Here is a 733-nt window from a genome sequence, read left to right as displayed (position 1 = left end):
ATGAAAATGGTGCATTGCTTCACGTTTTTATTTTATTTGCGTATCTTTAAATAGGGTATAATACATTGATTTATGATGAGTATTCACTACTTTGCATGTTGAATGAAAGCTCCAAAGATCGTAAGATTCTCTCATTTCAAATCTCTTTATGTTGCATCAATCAAAATCACTTTTTTACACATCATAAGTGGAGGACCCATGGGGTAAAACACTAAAAAAACGAGATATGCCTTGTCTAAACGCTCTTAAGTTCCAAGGGAATTGATCATCCAGGGTTCACAAAACATCAAGAAGAAAAATACAGATCAACGATCTGTTTGAAAAGGCGTACCCATCAAATTTATCTCATGAAAAGATAATAAAATATGGCATACAAACTGCCCTGCACAAATAAACACCAATAACTGTTGATGAAAAGGATTGAAGCAAAACAGCTCCCGAAAACATTCCAATTCACACAACATCAACGTTACTATTCTCATAGCCATTTATGCTACACTTTTATTTTTCTCTAAAAGAGAAACAGTTAAAGCAGGCGTTTATTGGGGTGTTCTTCCGTAAAGTATGCTTTTGTTTCTTCTTCATCGAACTCAAAAGTTTCATCACATTTAGGAAGACCAAAAATATCAGGATTAATGAAATAACAACCTTCTCTTGTTCCCTTCTCTATAATCTGAATCCTTTCTAATTCCTTGATACCTTCTTTAAAACTTTCAAAATTAAAATATTCTGG

The 733-nt window shown here is 33.0% G+C and carries 1 pseudogene; it reads right to left on the bottom strand.

From position 1 onward, the window contains the following. Positions 1 to 526: 526 nt before the first annotated feature. Positions 527 to 733, bottom strand: a pseudogene (locus ACFINC_RS10645) (replication protein); the annotation flags it as partial.

It is taken from the genome of Bartonella sp. AP58NXGY, from assembly GCF_042195785.1.
GTDB lineage: Bacteria > Pseudomonadota > Alphaproteobacteria > Rhizobiales > Rhizobiaceae > Bartonella.
The sequence above is the reverse complement of the archived record's forward strand: the minus strand, read 5'-3'. Positions and strand labels throughout refer to the sequence as shown.